Source organism: Aeromicrobium sp. 9AM (assembly GCF_902506105.1).
Classification (GTDB): Bacteria; Actinomycetota; Actinomycetes; order Propionibacteriales; family Nocardioidaceae; genus Aeromicrobium.
In genome coordinates, this window is the sequence record NZ_LR733304.1 from 1811551 (window position 1) to 1827055 (window position 15505).

12 protein-coding genes are annotated in these 15505 nt (G+C 68.5%); 5 read left to right on the forward strand and 7 right to left on the reverse strand.

From position 1 onward, the window contains the following. Positions 1-63: 63 nt before the first annotated feature. Both BOSE46_RS15285 and BOSE46_RS15290 read left to right on the forward strand, forming a co-directional pair. Positions 64-582: a SigE family RNA polymerase sigma factor gene (locus tag BOSE46_RS15285; RefSeq protein ID WP_159541054.1), complete on the forward strand. Its 519-nt coding sequence runs from the start codon at positions 64-66 to the stop codon at positions 580-582. Then, complete coding sequence (locus BOSE46_RS15290; RefSeq protein WP_159541055.1) at positions 569-2530, forward strand: beta-propeller domain-containing protein; 1962 nt, start codon at positions 569-571, stop codon at positions 2528-2530. Before BOSE46_RS15285 ends, BOSE46_RS15290 begins: the two co-directional genes overlap by 14 nt. A gap of 77 nt (positions 2531-2607) precedes the next feature. On the opposite strand, the gene BOSE46_RS15295 is transcribed toward BOSE46_RS15290, so the two are convergent. The 3 genes from BOSE46_RS15295 to BOSE46_RS15305 are packed head-to-tail and all read right to left on the reverse strand — an operon-like array spanning position 2608 to position 6133. Beyond that, positions 2608-3840, reverse strand: coding sequence for a patatin-like phospholipase family protein (locus BOSE46_RS15295; protein WP_159541056.1), 1233 nt, complete (start codon positions 3838-3840; stop codon positions 2608-2610). Positions 3841-3844: 4 nt separating this feature from the next. Beyond that, on the reverse strand, positions 3845-5263 hold the full coding sequence (locus BOSE46_RS15300) for a bifunctional cytidylyltransferase/SDR family oxidoreductase (RefSeq protein ID WP_159541057.1): 1419 nt from the start codon (positions 5261-5263) through the stop codon (positions 3845-3847). Positions 5264-5290: 27 nt separating this feature from the next. Further along, positions 5291-6133: a siderophore-interacting protein gene (locus BOSE46_RS15305; protein WP_159541058.1), complete on the reverse strand. Its 843-nt coding sequence runs from the start codon at positions 6131-6133 to the stop codon at positions 5291-5293. A gap of 35 nt (positions 6134-6168) precedes the next feature. Here BOSE46_RS15305 and BOSE46_RS15310 point away from each other — a divergent pair, with 35 nt between their 5' ends. Then, complete coding sequence (locus tag BOSE46_RS15310) at positions 6169-8094, forward strand: M13 family metallopeptidase (protein WP_159542823.1); 1926 nt, start codon at positions 6169-6171, stop codon at positions 8092-8094. A 17-nt stretch (positions 8095-8111) separates the two neighbouring features. Continuing rightward, positions 8112-9326 carry an MFS transporter gene (locus tag BOSE46_RS15315; RefSeq protein ID WP_159541059.1) on the forward strand — a complete coding sequence of 405 codons (1215 nt, stop codon included), beginning with the start codon at positions 8112-8114 and terminating at the stop codon, positions 9324-9326. Here the strand turns inward: BOSE46_RS15315 and BOSE46_RS15320 are convergent. The 3 genes from BOSE46_RS15320 to BOSE46_RS15330 all read right to left on the reverse strand — a co-directional run bounded on the left by BOSE46_RS15320 (position 9323) and on the right by BOSE46_RS15330 (position 12811). Further along, complete coding sequence (locus BOSE46_RS15320; RefSeq protein ID WP_159541060.1) at positions 9323-10438, reverse strand: HTTM domain-containing protein; 1116 nt, start codon at positions 10436-10438, stop codon at positions 9323-9325. The genes BOSE46_RS15315 and BOSE46_RS15320 overlap by 4 nt on opposite strands. A gap of 2 nt (positions 10439-10440) precedes the next feature. Continuing rightward, positions 10441-11208, reverse strand: a complete 768-nt coding sequence (locus BOSE46_RS15325; RefSeq protein WP_159541061.1) for a DUF5819 family protein — start codon at positions 11206-11208, stop codon at positions 10441-10443. A gap of 163 nt (positions 11209-11371) precedes the next feature. Continuing rightward, positions 11372-12811 (reverse strand): LPXTG cell wall anchor domain-containing protein, encoded by a 1440-nt coding sequence (locus tag BOSE46_RS15330; protein ID WP_159541062.1) that lies wholly within the window; start codon positions 12809-12811, stop codon positions 11372-11374. 786 nt (positions 12812-13597) lie between these two features. On the opposite strand from BOSE46_RS15330, the gene BOSE46_RS21740 reads away from it, so the two are divergent. Beyond that, a complete protein-coding gene (locus BOSE46_RS21740; protein WP_371415525.1) occupies positions 13598-13654 on the forward strand; it encodes a hypothetical protein in 57 nt (18 codons plus the stop codon). A 192-nt stretch (positions 13655-13846) separates the two neighbouring features. On the opposite strand, the gene BOSE46_RS15340 is transcribed toward BOSE46_RS21740, so the two are convergent. Further along, entirely contained in the window at positions 13847-15373 is a 1527-nt protein-coding gene (locus BOSE46_RS15340; RefSeq protein WP_159541063.1) for an alpha/beta hydrolase, read from the reverse strand. Between the last annotated feature and the right edge of the window lie 132 nt (positions 15374-15505).

Below are 15505 nucleotides of genomic sequence, written 5' to 3' on the forward strand. Positions count from 1 at the left end.
CCCGCAGGGAACCGAACCGCCTCGAGATCCGTCGTAAGGTGACAGGTCATCTGAGGAGGCGGCGTGGACGCGACGTCCGAGGCGAGCTTTGCGGAGTTCGTACGCACGCAGTGGCGTGACCTCGTACGCGCCGCCATCTTCCTCGGTGCCGGTCCGCACGAGGCCGAGGACCTCGCACAGCAGACTCTGGTTCGCTGCTACGCCAGCTGGGACCGCGTCACCGACGCCGACAACCGTGATGCGTACGTCTACCGGATGCTGCTCAACCAGCTGCGCGACGTCAGGCGTACGCGCTGGTGGCGCAGCCGGGTCGACATCGAGCCGGAGGGCCGGGTCGACGACGCAAGCAGCCAGGTCGTCCTCGCCGACGCGGTCCGCCAGGCCCTCGGCGGGCTGTCCAAGGAGCAGCGCGATGTCGTCGTGCTGCGCTACTTCGTCCAGCTGACCGAGGCGCAGACCGCGGCGGCGCTCAGGGTCCCGGCCGGCACGGTCAAGAGCCGGCTCTCGCGCGCGCTCGCTGCCCTGGCCGGCTCCCACCACCTCACCGAACTCTCAGAGGAGCGCGATCATGAGCAAGCTTGAAGACCTCTGGGACGGCACGCCGACCGGCAAGCCGCCCGTCGACGCGATCCTGGCTGCCGGCCGGGCCGAAGCCGCTCGGCGTCGCAAGCTCCGGCAGACCGTGCTGGCGGTGGGCGCGACGGCCGCGGTCGTCGGCGCCTTCGTCGCCGGAGCGGCCGTCGGCAACGGACCCGGCCCGCACGTCTCGGCATCGCGCAGCGACGCGAGCCCGGCGGCGTTCCAGGCCGACCTTAAGCCGGCGCAGAGCTGCGCCCAGCTGCTCGAGTCGTACCGCGACCGCGGGCTGGGCATCGTCACGGCGTGGGGCTGGGGGTTCGGCGACCGCCGCGAGACGTACAAGGCAGAGGACCTTGGTGCGGACTTGGCGGAACAGGCGGCTCCCGAACGTACGTCTAGCGGCCAGCGTTCGCAGACGTCTAGCGAGACCGGGACCAACGTGCAGGAGACCGGCGTCGACGAGCCCGACACGGTCAAGACCGACGGCGACCTCGTCGTGCGGCTGCGTGGTCGTGACCTGGTCGTCTACGACGCGACGGGCCCCACGATGGTCAAGCGGGCGACGCTCAACCTCCCCCGCCTCGAGGACGGCGAGCTCCTGCTGTCTGGGTCCAGGGTCGTGGCGATCGGCTCGGATGCAGTCAGCCCCAGGGACGAGCTGACCGGCGCGCGTCGCGGCAGTCGGGTCATCGCCGTCTCCCTCGCTGATCCGGCCGACCCCAGGATCACGTCCACGGTGACGTACTCCTCGCGCGTGCTCTCCGCCCGTCAGCACGCGTCCAGCGTGCGGCTCGTGCTTGCCGCCGGTCTGCCGACGCTCGACTTCGTCCAGCCCGGTGGCAAGGTGTCCGAGCGCGAGGCACTGGCCGCCAACCGTCGCGCGGTCGAGAAGTCGACGATCAAGGACTGGCTGCCGTCTTACGACGTCGGCGATGGGTCCGAGCAGCTGCTCGAGTGCACCAACGTCGCCGTGCCACCGGACTCAGCCGGTCTCGACACCGTCAGCATCGTCGGGTTCACCGCCAAGGAGCCGACCAGGCCGCATGCCATCGGGCTCGCCGGCGCGACCACGATCGCGTACGAGTCGGCGGACCATCTCTACCTCGCCGACAGCCAGACGCCGTGGGGCTGCGGCAGGTGCATGCTCGACAGCCGCATGGAACCCTTCGCGCCACCGAAGGGCGCCGGGACCACCCACCTGTACGACTTCACGCTCGACGGGATCGACGCAGTCCACGTCGCCTCCGGCGAGGTCGAGGGCACGATCGCTGACCGATGGTCGCTCGACGAGGCCGACGACGTCCTGCGCGTCGCGGTGGGGCCGTCGAGCGAGACCGGCAACTTCAACTCCGTCGTCACGTTCCGTCGCGAGGGCAAGGAGCTCACCGAGATCGGCCGGCTCGACGGGCTGGGCAGGGACGAGGAGCTCAAGGGCGTCCGCTGGTTCGACGGCCTCGCGGTGCTGGTGACGTACCGGGAGACCGACCCGCTGTTCACGGTCGACCTCGCGGACCCGGCGAAGCCGCGACTGCTCGGCGAGCTCAAGATCCCCGGCTACAGCGACTACCTGCACCCCTTGAGTGACGCGTGGATGCTGGGGATCGGCGATGGTGGCGGGGGCTCCGGGGCGCAGATCGGCCTGTTCAACACCGCTGACCTGACGAACGTCAGGCGTACGGCGGTCGAGAGCTATCCCGGCGCCTATGCCCTCGCGTCACAGGATCCCCGGTCGTTCACCTGGCTGCCCCTGCGCGACACCGCACTCACGGTCATCCAGCACGAAGGGCAGGTCAAGCTCGTCGTGCTCAAGGTCACCCACGGCCGCCTGAGCAGCAAGGTCAGGACCGTGGAGTACGGCGACGACGCCGCCCAGGTCCGCACGCTCGGCCTTCCCGACGGCCGCGTCGTCCTCGTCACCGGTGAAGACGTCCGCTTCCTCGACCTGCCCTGAGATCCCGCTGGGAGTGACGTTCCGGTCGGGTGGTCGCGGCGTGTCGCGACCGAAACGTCACTCCCAGCGGTCCCACCTCACAGCTCGGGCGCGACCCACTCGTCGAAGTCGCCGAGGCGGCGCGGGAAGAATGTCGCGAGGGCTGCGCCGACGGTCCACCAGCCACGGTGCACCAGGGCACGGCACAGCGCCGGCTCGAGCTTGTCGAAGACCGTCGGCACCAGGGCGAGGTCACGGCCGTCGTACGTACGCGCCTCGGGAAATGCCGCGCGCCAGGCCCGCAGAGGCGCAGGTCCGGGATCGGGCAGCGCCGTGACCAGGCCGGTCAGCACACCGCGGCGGGCGTCGGCGGGCAGCGGCCCCGCGCCGGCCTTGCGACCGCGCTGGAACTGCGCCACCAGGCTCGTAGTCCGCAGGGCGACGCTCTGGCGATAGAGCAGCGAGTTGGCCCGGGCGAGGTCGCGGATGACCGGCACTCGCCCGTAAGGCCCCGGTCGCAGCAGGCCGCCGGCGTTGAGCGCCACGAGGAAGACATCCCGGTATGCCTTGTCGTCGAGCGCCTGCAGCCCGGTGTTGTCGTACGTCCCGCCGTCCATCAGCACGGGCGTCTGCTCAGCGCCAGGGAACTCCGGCGACGTGAGCACCACCGGTGCGAACGCGCCCGGCACCGCAGCAGAGGCGGCCACCGCGGTGCTGAGCCGCAGCCCCGTTCCGGCCGTCGGCACGTGCCCGATCGTGTAGTCGCCGACCATGTCGCGCTCGAACCCGAAGCGCACACCGGTCGTCAGGTTGGCCGCGTTGACGATCCAGCGCACCCCACGATCCAGCTGCGCGAGCTCGACGCCGTCGAACCACCACTCGTCGAAGCGCCGGGCCAGCAGGTCCGTACGCGTCGACGGCCCGATCGTGCGCCAGATGCCCCGCACCAGCGACCACTTGAGGGACTCCGACGAGATCCGCTGGATGAACGGGTCGATCAGGTGCTCCTGCACCGCCGCGCCGGTGAAGCCGGCCTCACGCAGCACCGGCCAGCGCGATGCCAGCAGGCCGTTGGCCAGCGAGCCGCCAGAGACCGATGAGACGTACCGGAGATCCGGCAGCATCCCGGCATCGGCGAGCAGCCGGATCGCGCCGAGGCCGGCGAGCGTCGCCCGGAACCCGCCGCCGGAGATGGTCAGCGCGACCGGCGCGGCCGATCGTGGTGGCTTGCGGGGCGGCTTGTCACCGCGGAACCGCGAGGGCTGGAGCCCAGACCCGAGGGCCGGTGAGTCGACGACCCACCGATCCGGGTCGACCGCCCCCCCAGCCATCGGCCTACGAGCCTCCGCCGACCGCGGCCGGACCGTCCTCGCGCCGGATGTCGATGATGTGGCCGGTCTGCTCGGCCAGCAGGACGTCGAGCGACTGCCGCGCGACCTCCATCGAGCTCAGCAGCGTCCCTTCGGGCTCCTCTCCGAACGCCTTGGTGCGCATCGGCGTGCCCGTACGTTCGGGGTTGACGCAGTTGACCCGCACCTCGCCGGCCCACTCGTCAGCGAGTGCCTGCGTGAGGTTGACGACGGCGGCCTTGGCCGAGGAGTAGAGCGAGTAGCCGCCGCGACCGCGCGTGTAGGACGACGACGTGAACAGCAGCAGCGAGCCCGACGACTGCGCGAGGTGGGGGTAGAACTCCTGCGCGATGAAGATCGGCGCGAGGTAGTTGATCTCGGTGGCGGCGAAGATCGTCTCCTCCGACGTGTCGGCGAGGTCCTCGATCACCAGCACTCCGGCCGTGTTGACCACGAAGTCGATCGAGTCGGACTCCTTCAGCACGGCGGCGGCAGCAGCGGCGATGTCCTCGCGACGATCGACGTGCGTGTTGGTCGACGAGCGCGAGAACGAGTGCACCGTGGCGCCGAAGCCGCGGGCCAGCTCGGCGATGTCGCCGCCGATGCCGTACGAGCCGCCGAACACGACCATGGTCTTGCCCTCGAGGGCGGCGCGGTACTGCTCGTCGGTCAGCTGGTCGGGCGTGTCGGCCGAGTGCAGCTGGAAGAGCTTGTCGGCGATGTAGACGTCGATCGGCTCGGTGACCTTCATGTTGCGCTCGTGGCCCTGGACGACCGCGATCGGCACCTCGGGCAGGTAGCGCAGCACGACGGTGCAGTCGTCCGTTGCGGTGAAGTCGGGATCCTGCCACGCCAGCTCGTACGCCTTGCGGATCACCGAGAGGCGGAAGGCCTGCGGGGTCTGCCCACGGCGGAGCAGGTGACGCGGGAGGACGTCGGAGATCGTGTTGGTCTCGTCGGGGGTGTCGTGCACCTGGACGACGGTGTCCGCCGACGGGATCGCGGTGTCCACGGCCTCGTGCGTCGCGAGTGCCGCGACGACGTCGCCGATGATGGTCTGCGACACCAACGGGCGTACGGCGTCGTGGAAGAGCACGTTGCACTCGTCAGACCCCAGGGCCTCGAGCGCACGACTGGTCGACTCGTTGCGGGTCTCGCCGCCCTCGACGATCTGGGTGACCTTGCCGTAGCCGCCGTTCTGGACGATCGCGCGCACGGGATCCAGGTGGCCCGGAGCCATCAGGATCACGATCTCGTCGATCAGCGGGGACGCCTGGAACGCCGCGATCGTGTGCTCGATGATGGTCTTGCCGGCGATCTTGATGAGCTGCTTGGGGATCGACAGGCCGACCCTCGTGCCGGTGCCACCGGCCAGGACGACAGCCACATTGCGGAGTTCAGTCACCCGACGAGGTTACCGTCAGCGCAGCGCTCAGGACGCCCCCGGTCGCATGACCGCGTCCTTCTGCGCCGACTTCCACTCACGGAAGCCCTCCTCGGTCGCACCGCGCCGCCAGTAGGCCGACACCGACACGTCGGCGCGGGCCACGCCGCGCTCCTTCAGCACGTACGGGCGGACACTCTTGAGCAGCGCGGACTCGCCGTGGATGAAGGCCTGCGCGCGTCCCGGGAGCCACTCCCACGCGCGCACAGCGTCGTCGAGCAACGTCGTCGTGCCGGCGGGGGCATCACCGCGGTGCAGCCAGTGGATCTCGAGCTCGGCGACCGTGGCGATGGCGATCTCGTCGCCGGCTTCCCCGACTTCGACGAACGCCACGGCTCGGGCCCCCGCGGGCAACGCCTCGAGTCCGGCACAGATCGCGGGCAGGCCGGCTTCGTCGCCGACGAAGAGGTGCCAGTCGGCCGCGGGATCCGGCGCGTACGCCCCGTTGGGCCCGCGCAGGTGCATGAGGTCGCCGGGCTCGGCGTGTGCCGCCCACGGGCCGGCGATGCCCTCGTCGCCGTGCACCACGAAGTCGATCGCGAGCTCCTGTGCCTCCGGATCGACCCAGCGGATCGTGTACGTCCGCAGCACCGGCCACGCCTCGTGGGGCATCGTCTCGCGCACCCCGTCGAGGTCCAACGGCTCGGGATACACGTATCCCTCCGCGAGGAAGACGAGCTTGACGTACTCGTCGGTGTACGAGCCGCCGAGCGCCTGGTGGCGGCTCAGGAACTCGGGAAAACCGTCGCCGCCGAACACGACGCGTCGCATCGAGGGCGCCACGAATTCGGTCCGGATCACGGTCAGTTGGACGGGAAGGGTCTTGCTCACTTGTGTAGCCTACTGGCGTGACCCACGGCATCGACATGACGCAGTTCGACCCGTCCATCCGCGTTCAAGACGACCTGTTCCGACATGTCAACGGCCCTTGGCTGCGCACCGCCGAGATCAAGCCCGATCGGGCCACCGCCGGCTCGTTCGTGACACTCGTCGACGAGGCCGAGGCCAAGGTTCGCGAGATCATCGAGACCGCGAGCAAGGCGCCCGAGGACGACGAGCAGCGCAAGATCGGCGACCTCTACGCGAGCTTCATGGACGAGGACCGCGTCGAGGCTCTCGGCGCATCACCGCTCCAGGGTGAGCTCGCCCAGGTCGACGCGATCACCGACATCCCCAGCTTCATCGCGACGCTCGGCACGCTGGACCGCCAGGGCGTCGGCAGCGTCTTCGGCATGTACATCGGTCCCGACAGCGGCCAGCCCGATCGCTACGTGACGCACCTCGGGCAGGGCGGCATCGGCCTGCCCGACGAGGCCTACTACCGCGAGGAGGGCTCGGCGGCGATCCGCGAGGCGTACGTCGTACACCTCACGACGATGCTCGGCCTGGCCGGGCTCGACGACACCGCTGGGCGCGCCCAGCGGATCATGGACCTCGAGACCCGCCTGGCGAAGTTCCACTGGGACCGCGTCGAGTCCCGTGACGCGCAGAAGACCTACAACCTCAAGACGCTCGAGGGACTGCGGGCGCTCGCCCCGTCGTTCGACTGGACCGCATGGTCCGAGGCCGCGAAGATCCCGGCACCCGTGATCGCGGAGATCGTGGTCGCGCAGCCGTCCTACCTCGAGGGGCTAGAGACCCTGCTGGTCCCGGCCGAGCTCGACGCCTGGAAGGACTGGCTGCGCTGGCAGGTCGTCCACAGCGCCTCGCCCTACCTGTCGTCGGCGTTCGTCAACGCCAACTTCGAGTTCTACGGCAAGACGCTCAGCGGTACCGACGAGCTGCGCCCCCGCTGGAAGCGCGGCGTCGGCTTCGTCGAGGGCGCGATGGGCGAGGCGGTCGGCAAGATCTACGTACGCACGGAGTTCCCGCCCACGTCCAAGGAGCGGATGACCGAGCTGATCGACAACCTCCTCGAGGCCTACCGGCAGAGCATCTCCGCGCTGCCGTGGATGAGCGACGAGACCAAGAAGCAGGCGCACGAGAAGCTCGACACCTTCAACCCCAAGATCGGGCACCCCGACGAGTTCAAGGACTACTCGGCCCTCGAGACCGCGCCCGACGACCTGCTCGGCAACGCCCGCCGGGCCATCGCCGTCGCCACCGACCGCGAGCTCGCCAAGATCGGCTCGCCGATCGACCGCGACGAGTGGTACATGACGCCGCAGACCGTCAACGCCTACTACAACCCGACGATGAACGAGATCGTCTTCCCCGCCGCGATCCTGCAGCCGCCGTTCTTCCACGCCGATGCCGACGACGCGGTCAACTACGGTGCGATCGGCGCCGTCATCGGGCACGAGATCGGCCACGGCTTCGACGACCAGGGCTCGCAGTACGACGGCACCGGGGCGCTGCGCAACTGGTGGACCGACGAGGACCGCGAGTCCTTCGAGAAGCTCACGTCGGCCCTCATCGCGCAGTACGACGCGCTGTCGCCCGAAGGCGCTGACGATCGTACGGTCAACGGCTCGCTCACGATCGGCGAGAACATCGGCGATCTCGGCGGCCTTGGCATCGCCTACCAGGCGTTCCGGCTCACCAACCCCGACGACATCGAGATCGACGGGCTGACCCCCGACCAGCGGTTCTTCATCTCGTGGGCCCAGGCGTGGCAGTCCAAGGTACGTCCGGCCGAGACGGTGCGCCGCCTCACGGTCGACCCGCACTCCCCGCCGGAGTTCCGGTGCAACCAGGTCGTCAGCAACATCGGCGCCTTCTACGAGGCATTCGGCGTCACGGCCGACGACGACCTCTGGCTCGACGAGGACGCCCGCGTCACCATTTGGTAAGCCGCTAGATTGCTCGGGTGAGCTCACCTCCTGACCCGGCCCAGCGGCGGATCGTCTCGGTTCTTTCACTGGTTCAGGTCATCGGTGGGGTCGGCAACGGTGCCGGTCTTGCCGTCGGGGCGATCCTGGTCAAGGACGTCAGTGGCTCCTCCGGCTGGGCCGGCATGGCCGTCGTGATGCTGACGCTGGGCGCCGCCGCGTTCACGATCCCGCTGTCCTCGATCGCGGCACGCACGGGTCGCCGACCGGCGCTCACCCTCGGCTGGCTGAGCGGAGCGCTGGGCGCCGCCACCGTGGTCCTCGGCGCCGAGCTCGAGTCGTTGTGGGTCATCCTGGCCGGCCTGACGCTGTTCGGCGCCAGCACCGCCGCCAACCTGCAGTCCCGCTTCGCGGCCGTCGACCGAGCCGCTCCGGGCCAGATCGGCCGCGCCCTGTCGCTCGTCGTGTGGTCCACGACGATCGGAGCGGTTGTCGGCCCCAACCTGACCGGTCCCGGTGCGGCGTTCGCCGACCGGCTGGGACTCCCCGACCTCGCGGGTCCCGTGGTGTTCTCGGCGGCCGGCTTCGGGGTCGCCGGTGTCCTGACGTTCATCCTGCTGCGTCCTGACCCACTGGTGCACGCAGCCGATGCCGCGCCGGCAGCCCGCGGCATACGCGCCGCGCTCCCCCACATCCGTGGTCGTACGTTCACGGCGATCTGGGCGATCGGATCGTCGCACGCCGTGATGGTCGCCGTCATGGCACTGACCTCGGTCCACATGGAGGACCATGGCTCGGCCCTGTCGGTCATCGGCCTCACGATCAGCCTGCACATCGCCGGGATGTTCGCGCTGTCGCCCCTCATGGGCTGGCTCAGCGACAGCTGGGGCGCCGACCGGACGATCCTGCTCGGTCAGTCGATCCTGCTGGTCGCAGTCGCGATCGCCGGCACGTCAGGCCACTCGGACGTCCAGATCACGATCGGCCTCGTGCTGCTCGGCGTCGGCTGGTCCGCATCGGTCATCGCCGGCGCGGCCAAGCTCACGGCATCGCTCGCCGTCGAGCATCGCCCGGTCGTCCAGGGGTTCTCCGACCTGGTGATGAACCTGTCCGGAGCCCTCGGTGGACTGCTGGCGGGCATCGTGGTCGCGCTCAGCGGCTACGGCACGCTCAACGCGGCCGCGGCCGTCCTGACCCTGCCGGTCATCGCGCTGGTGCTCTCAGGGCGCAGAGTCGCCGCCACGACTGCCTAGTCGGCGCTGCTCGAGACCAGGCTCGGTTGCTTGGCTCGTCCCGGCAGCTTGTCGACCAGCGGGTCGGTGAGATCGAAGAACAGGTCGGCGACGGGTCGCAGCTTGTCGCGGATCCATCGGTCGAACAGGATGAACGTCGAGGTGCTCACGAAGATCGCATCGAAGGCGATCATCGACAGCGAGAACCACGGCAGTGCCATGAGGACCGCGATCGACAGGTGGAACATGATCGCGCAGAAGATCGCGACGCGTCGCGCGATCGGGTGCAACAGCGCGAAGCCGAACCCGATCTGCACGCACATGGCGACGTACGTCGACAGTCCGACCATCACGCCGACGTGGGTGAACGCGTCGGTGAGGAACGGGAATGGCTTGTACTCCTGCAGCTGCAGCGGGTAGTAGAGCGCCGTGCCGTGGTACCAGAGCGACCCCTGTGCCTTGAACCAGCCGGCCGAGAAGTAGATCATGATGAGCTGCCACCCCAGCGCGATGAGCACGACGTTGTGGAGACCGTTGGTGAACCACAGCGGAAGCACGCGGTGGCCGTTGTAGGCGTTCTTGACGGCAGCGACGAGACCGCCCGCTCCCCCGCCCATGGATTCGGGCTGGGTGCGCGCTCGTCTGCGAGCGTCGAGCGACCAGTGCTCACTGGTGTTCATGAACAGGATCAGGAAGATCCCGACGCGCAGGATGTTGTCGCCCTGGTCGCCGAGGACAGGGATCCGCTCGATGATCGAGACGTGCCCGATCAGCATGAGGATCCCGACGAGCCGGGTGTGCCAGCCGAGCACGAACAAGAACGCGACGAAGATGACCAACAGGTAGTAGAACAGGAACGTCGTGTTGCCCATGTGGCTGACGATGAGCCGCGGCGGCCAGTACATGTCGTTGCCGTCCTGCGTCGGCTTGCTCCACACCGAGCCCGGGCCGAACATCAGGTTGCGGACCCGGAAGTTGGTGATCAGGATGCCCATGACCGAGCAGCCCGCGAGGATACGCGCCAACGAGGCGCCGTAGATCGAGCGCTTGTCGGTCAGGAGCCACGACTCGAACTTGTCGTACCACTCATTGACGAGATCGAGGCCCCGCGAGGCGATGGACGGCTGTGACATGACTACTCACCGTCCTTCGAGGACTTCGAGGACTTGGTGGTCTTGGGCGCCTTGTGCACGTACCCGTCGAACGCAGCCTGCGCGTCGGAGTTGCCGGGCATCGCCTTGCGGATGCCGATGCGGTAGTACGTGAACGGCACGTCGAGGAAGCTCTCGGTGTTGCGCTTGGTGTAGTTGGGCACCGAGCGGTGGCCGACCTGGAACTCCACTGCCGTCACTCCGTGGCCCCAGCGGGCGTTGGCGTACATCGTCCCGTAACGGGTCAGCATGTCGTCGTTGTCGATGTACTGGTTGATGTTGGCGAGGCCCACGAGACCCTTGGTGTTGGCCTGCTTCAGCAGCTTGGCAAGCTTGCTGCGCGGCGATGTGATGAGGTTCCCGCCGACGAGCAGCCGCTGCTTCTCGTTGAACTGGCTCACGGTCGAGTTGACGTTGCCGCCGAGGCGCCGGGTCGCCGAGTGGAACCGTGAGGGGTTGACGAGGAACTTGATGCGCTTGTCCTCGTCGGCGGTGATGTCGAACCACTCGGTCACCCGGGTGCCCGACTCGCCCGGCGTGCCGTAGTAGGCACGGACCTTGACGTTCTCGCCGCCACGGCGAGGCGTCGGCGCGAAGACCGACCAGGACTGCTCGAACGGGAACACATCGTTGTTGATGTACGAGTACACGTTCTTCGGACCCACAGCATCACGGAACGGGTTGGGCGGCTGGATCCAGATCGTCACCAACGCGGTGTGCAGGGCGAACACCACGCCGATGACGACGATCACGGCGCGGCGTCCGAGCGAAGGGATGGGCGTCGCGTGACGCGATGGCTCCGGTGCTTCCACTATTACGTGTCCTTACGTGACAGACGCTGTCCACAACTACGCGGAAGCGTAGCCGTGGACAGCGTCTGATACAGAGTTGTCAGGCTCGTGTTGCTCGTCTAACTCAGGCCTGCTGGCGACGGCGTGCGCCGTAGATGACTGCGCCACCCGCAGCGACGAGGACTCCGCCGGCTGCAAGCAGACCGAGGTTCGAGCCACCGGTGTCCGGCAGTGCGTCGTCGTCGCAGTCGTCCGAGGCTGCCTTGAACTGCGTCGCGCTCAGCTGACCGGTGACGCTCGCGCCGGTGAGGCCCGTGGTGAGGAGTCCGTCGAGGGCTCCGGCCGTGGCCACCGCGTCGAGGTCGGTGTTGCCCGTGATCGCGTTGGTGCTGGCGACCGCGTCGAGGTCGAGGCTGGCAACCGCGCCGCCGTCGGTCTCGGTGCCCGTGGCCAGGAGACCGGCGACGCCGACCGAGTTGGGGCTGGCGACCGCGTCGATGTCCAGGTTGGACTCGATGAGCTCACCGTCGGTGGCCGAGGTGGTGGCACCCGCCGTGGAGGCGCCGCCTGTGACGGCTTCGAGTCCGGCGACACCCACAGAGTTGTTGGCGGCGAGCGCATCGATGTCGAGGCCTGCGGCAACTTCACCGTCAGTCTCGGTGCCGGTCGTGCTGGTCACGGCCTCGAGACCCGCGACGCCCACCGAGTTGACGGTGGCGACGGCGACACCGTCGAGGTCGGAGGTGACGAGCTCGCCCTGGGTCTGCGTGCCGGTGACGGCCTCGAGGCCGGTCGTGCCGTCGACGTCGGTGGCGATCGAGTTGGTCGCGGCGACGGCGTCGAGGTCGAGGCCGGCGGCGACTTCGCCGTCAGCGTCGGTGCCAGTGGTGCTGGTGGCGATGATGCCGTCCAGCGCGACGGAGTTGGTGGAGGCGACCGCGTCGATGTCGAGGTCGGTCTCGACGAGCTCGCCGTCGGTCTCGGTGCCGGTGGCGATCGTGCCGCTCTCGTTGGCGCCGACGTCGGTCGCGATCGAGTTGGTGGAGGCGACAGCGTCGATGTCGAGCGCGTCCGCGTCGGCGTCGTCACCGAGCACCAGACCACCCTGGGTGTTCTGGCTCGTTGCGAGGACACCGTCGGTGACCGTCGAGTTGGTGCTCGCCACGGCGTCGATGTCGAGGTTCTGGGTGACCAGGTTGCCGTCGGTCTCGGTGCCGGTCGTGAGCTGACCCGCGGTGGAGTTGATCGCGTTGGGGCTGGCGACCGCGACACCGTCGAGGTTGAGGACGAGGTTGCCGTCGACCTGCGTGTCGGCGTCGGTGTCCGTGTCGGTCGCCGTGGCGTCGACAGCATCGACGTCGGTCGAGTCGACGTCCGCGTTGGTGTCGGCGTCTACATCGGCGTCAGTGTCCGTGTCGGCGCTGGTGTCAGCGCTGTCGTCGACGCAGCTCGAGGCGGTCGCGAAGCTGGCCGGGGCAGCGCTCGCGCTGCCGGCGAAGCCGATCGACGTGCCGGAAGCCAGGACCAAGGTTCCGAGCGCCATGGTGGCTTTGCGGATCTTCATGCGATTCCTCGTCATTTCTGCGTGTTCACGGGAGTACAAAGGCTGCGTGCGTTGTCGTGCTTTGCGCCCTACGTCATTGGGCAACACGAGCGCTTGAAAATTACCACACCAAGCCCCCGTGCCGAGACATTTTGTCGCTTCGCGCCGACCGGAGTCGTCAAGAAGCTCGTCTCTCAAAGAACAACGATCGTCGCCGCACGGGGTTATTGGGTCGCGGAGACGATTTCGACCTGCTGGGCGACCTGCACCTGGATCCCCTTCTCGAGCGCGGCCAGGCGTTGGAAGAGCTCCACCGGACGGTCGCCGAGCTGGAAGAAGAATGCCTTCTGCTCGTCGATCTTCTTGGCGCCGTCCTTCGTCATCGAGATGATGTCGTTCGCGTAGGTCACGAGGTCGAGCTGCAGCAGCTCCGAGCCCTTGGGCGTGTCCAGTTTCTTCAGGCGCTTGCGCGCCTTCTCGTACGCCGGAAGCACACGCTCCCGCAACGGGTCTCCGGTGAGGACGGGATCGTCGCCCAGCAGGGTGCCGGGGCGTAGCCCGACGAGCTTCTTGCCGGCTGCGATGAACTTGGACGTGGGGATCGCCCTGCTCCGAAGGTAGGCCTCGAGGGTCGTGAGGGGCGCCAGCGCGGCCTCCCGGCGATCGTCTGCACCCTGGTAGTCGTCGCTGTGCTCCCGGCCGTACGAGGTGGTCCCGCCGGCCTGCAGCCGAGGCGCGTCGGCGATCCGGTCCTTCGCCAGCTTCAACAGCTGGGGGTAGCCGTCTTGATCCGCGTCGTGTTTGCTCTTGAGCTCCGCGGCTGCCTTCACGACGTACCGCTGGAGGGACGCATCGAAACGCTGAGCCACCCGGTCGGCCGCGTCGATCTCGTCGCGCTGCTCGGGCGACTTGGCGACGACGGCGCTCAGTCCGGTGAGGATGAGACCGATGACGAATGTCGCCAGCACGGCGAGTCGCAGACGAGACCTCATGACTCCAGTGTGCTGTGAGGCCGGGTCGCCGCGTCGCGGTGGTCCCGAACGCTGCACTCCACGTTCAGTGGGTGTCATCACACGTGACCGGTCCGGTTGGCTCCTCGTGGAACGCCAGGTAGCGGTCGACGACCCGGTCGATGCACGCGCTGCCAACGCCGTAGCCCGTGTGCCCGTCGCCCTTGCGGGTCACCAGGATCCCCGACGACAAGTCCTTGGCGAGCGTCTCCGCCCACCTGTAGGGCGTTGCGGGATCCCTCGTCGAGCCGATCACCACGATGGGGCCGGCTCCCTCGGCACGGACGGCGCGTTGGGGATGCTCCGACTTCGCCGGCCAGTTCTGGCACTCGGCCGCGGACCACGCCATGACGCCCCCGAACACGGGCGACACCTTGCGGTAGTCGGGCAGGAGCTTCGAGATCTGTCCGTCGCCGGGTGCCTTGGGAAAGTCCAGGCAGCGGATCGCGTAGAACGACTGCGCACCGTTGTCGCGATAGGTGCCGTCCTGGCGCCGTCCGTAGTACTGGTCACTCAACGTCAACAGAATGCTGCCGTCGCCGAACCCCGCCCTGACGAGTCCGGTCGTCAGGACCGTCCAGCTGTCGGGGTCGTACATGGCGTAGGCGATGCCGTAGATCGCCGCGCCCTCGGTCAGCTTGCGGTCGAACCGGGTCTTGATCGGCGTCTTCTCCAGGCTGGCGAGCAGCTCGACGATGTTGTCGTTCGCGTCCTTCTGGTCATCGCCGAGCGGGCAGTTGCCGTCCTCGAGGCATGACGCGATGTAGGCCTTCAGCTCACGCTGGAAGCTCTTGGCCTGGTCGAAGCCCTGGCGCTCCTTGCGACGCGAAGGATCGACAGCCCCGTCGAGGACCATCGCCCCGGCCCGCCGCGGGAACAGGTCGGCGTACGTCGCCCCGAGCTGCGTGCCGTACGAGGCGCCGTAGTAGTCGAGCTTCTTCTGCCCCATCAGGGCGCGCAGCACGTCGAGGTCCCGCGCCGCCTCGTCCGTGGAGACGTGTGACGCGAGGGCGCCGGAGTTCTTGACGCACGCCTTGCCGAGAGCGCGGAACCCGTTCCCGAGCTTGTCGACCAGCTTGAGCGTGTCGGGATCAGGATCCAGCGCGATGAGCTTGTCGAATGTCGCGTCCGACTCGCAGGTCACCGGGTCGCTCTGCCCGACGCCGCGCGGGTCGAAGCCGACGATGTCCCGGTCACGAAGCACCTCGTCGGAGGTCAGCGAGGCGAACGTGTTGACGAATCCGACCCCTGACCCGCCGGGGCCGCCCGGGTTGACGAAGATCCGTCCCTCGGCCTTGCCGGACGTCGCGGGACGCAGCTTGACCCGAAGGCGAATGGTCTCGCCGGCCGGCTTGTCGTAGTCGAGTGGCACCCGCACCCAGGTGCAGAGAGACCCGGCGCACGGCGTCCAGTCCAGCTTCTGGTCGTAGAAGCGTGTGAGCCCCGCTGGCGCCTTCTCGCCGGTGGCAACCGGGATGAGACTCGCGTCGTCCTCGCGACTGTTGACGTACGCCGCCACGATGAGCACCCCGACCATCATGGCGGCGATGCCGATGCTGATGCGGGCGAGCACGGGTGGCGGGACCTTCCTGGTACGACGTGGGGCGAGGACCAGCCTAGGGCGTGGGTGCACGCAACCGTTCGCGACGCTCGTGACGCCAGGCATTCAGAACGACGTAGGACCCGGAGCAAAGAGCACTCCGGG